The following is a 2,657-nucleotide window of genomic DNA, read 5'->3' on the forward strand; positions in this document are numbered from 1 at the left end:
TTTAGCTCAAAGCCCATAGCTTACGGCGCATAGCCAATACTTATTCGTTTCACGATGGTCGAAAAACGAAAAACGGTAAACGAAAAACGGTCGACGATATACGAAAAACGATGTCCGATACTCCAAACTACAAATAGATTCATAGTCACTTTACCATTGAGATATCCTTATGATTATTGTAAATTTGTGATAAAATTAAAAACATGCACTTTTTCAAGAAAAAGATACTTCCATTACACAATTTTTTTCCTGAAGATTTCGTAGACATTCATTCTCATTTACTGCCTGGTATTGATGATGGCGCCAAAGATTTGAATGATTCGATTTCGTTAATCCAAAAAATGTCTTCATTCGGAATAACAAACTTTATTACCACGCCTCATATTTTGGGTGACCTGTATCCGAATACTCCAGAAATTATCAACGGCAAGCTGAAACTAGTACAAGATGAGTTGCTCAAACGAGATATCACTAATATTTCGATTCATGCGGCAGCCGAATATATGATTGATGAAAAGTTTACTGTCATTATGGAAGAGGAGAACCTTTTAACCTTAAAAGATAACTTGGTGCTTGTTGAAATGTCTTATTACAGTCCGCCCATTAATTTGTACGAAATACTCTTTCAATTGCAATTAAAAGGGTACAAACCAATTTTAGCACATCCTGAAAGGTATTTCTCGTACCACAAAGACTTTCAAAGTTATTATAAACTCAAAAATGCAGGCTGTTTATTTCAATTAAATTTATTGTCCTTAACGGAACAATATGGTAAACATGTGCAGAAAGTTACAAAGAGATTATTAAAAGAAAACCTATACGATTTTGTGGGCACTGACACCCACCACGAAGAACATTTACAGTTATTAGAAACCATTGCCACCGATAAAAATCTGAAAAATATTGAGCAATTACTATTGAATAATAAACGATTTTTGAAATAATTAGCTTCAATACCACCTAATATTGATGAATGTATGTAGATCTAGAAAGTTATTAAAATAAAAAAAAGGAAGCTAATTGCTTCCTTTTTTTTTTATTTTAACTGAACAACTTCTTATACCAAGGTTTTTTAGTTTGCTCTAGATAACCAACGCCATAGCCGTAACCATAAACGTATCCATACCCATACCCTCTTTTCATATCGGTACCATTTAGCACAATGGCCATATTAGGTAATTTTTTCTCTCTGTAAAGGGTCTCTGCAACGACTAACATCCGTTTGTCGATGTAGTTAGCTCTTGAAACATAGAGCACCATCTCTGCATATTTAGAAATTAATAAGGTATCTGTCACCAAATTTACAGGCGCAGTATCTACGATGATATAGTCATACTCGGCCTTCACCTCTTCAAATAAATCTTTAATTTTAGTACTTAATAATAATTCTGCAGGGTTTGGAGGTATCACTCCTGAACCAATGATATCTAAACCTTTAATTTCAGGTATTGAAAATTTGATGTCTTTTATTAGAACCTCATTATTTGTGATGTAGTTTGTAATTCCTTTTCTATCGGGTATTGCTAAATATTCTGTTATTTTAGGGGCTCTTAAATCTAACCCCAATAACAATACTTTTTTGTTGGATAAAGAAAGTGCTGCTGCCAAATTAATAGAAATAAAAGACTTTCCTTCACCACTTGTTGTAGAGGTTACAAAGATTGTTTTCCCTAAATCATCTGTGCTTTTGGGCAACATAAAATTTAAATTGGTTCTAATCAATCTAAAAGCTTCTGCGGTACTCGTTCTAGAGTCATTGTTAATGACCACTTTTTCATCGGTTTCAGAATGCGGCACATCACCCATAAAAGGAATGCTTGTTAAAGCTTCGATGTCTTTTCTGGAATGAATTTTTGTGTCTAATAAATTTTTTAAATAAATAAACCCAAAAGGAACGATAAAACCCAACATTAAAGAAGCTAAATATACAATCTTCTTTTTTGGTGAAACTGGCATTCCATCACTATAAGCAAAATCAATAATTTTGGCATTCGGCACGGTAACGGCCAAAGAAATGGCTGTTTCTTCTTTTTTTGTTAGCAAATAAGAATAGAGTTCAGAATAGATGATTTTTTGCCTTTCAATATCAATCATACCACGCTCTACCATCGGTATTTTAGCTATTTTTGAGGTGACTCTTTTTTCTTCTAGGTCTAACTGCTTTAACTGAATTTCTAAAGATTTTTTTAAATTTTCTAAACTTGATAATAAGTTTTTATTCAGCGTTGAAATCTCTGTTTGAATTTGAATTAATTGCGGATTGCGATTACCCGCGGTAACTAATAATCTATTTTTCAACAACACCAACTCATTATAATTTAAAATAGATTGTGTAATCGACGCATCCGTAAAGCCTAAATTAGTAGGTAATACATCATTGGTTTCCGACTCTTTGATTAACTTTTTTTGAATCCAATTGGCTAAATTTAGTTGACTTTGAATTTCTATAATCTTTTGATTGTTTATGGATACGGCTTCCAATGCCAATTCACCTTCCATGGATAAACCTGTAATCCCAAACTTTGTCTTATATTCTTGCACATTGTCCTGTGCTAAGGCCAAAAAAGCCCCCACATTGGTGAGCCGCTCCTCGATAAAATCTTTTGTTTTTTCTGAAACAATACTTTTATCTTTAATCGCATCTAAATTGTATTGAC

General features: G+C 33.0%; 2 protein-coding genes. One reads left to right on the forward strand and one right to left on the reverse strand.

What is annotated here, in order from left to right:
* The first annotated feature begins 203 nt into the window (after window positions 1-203).
* On the forward strand, window positions 204-944 hold the full coding sequence (locus tag ES044_RS18020) for a tyrosine-protein phosphatase (protein WP_147120740.1): 741 nt from the start codon (window positions 204-206) through the stop codon (window positions 942-944).
* Between the two features lie 97 nt (window positions 945-1,041).
* Here ES044_RS18020 and ES044_RS18025 read toward each other — a convergent pair.
* A partial coding sequence (locus ES044_RS18025) for an exopolysaccharide transport family protein (protein WP_147187462.1) occupies window positions 1,042-2,657 on the reverse strand: 1,616 nt, incomplete at its 5' end.

It is taken from the genome of Polaribacter sp. IC066, from assembly GCF_007997085.1.
Classification (GTDB): Bacteria; Bacteroidota; Bacteroidia; order Flavobacteriales; family Flavobacteriaceae; genus Polaribacter.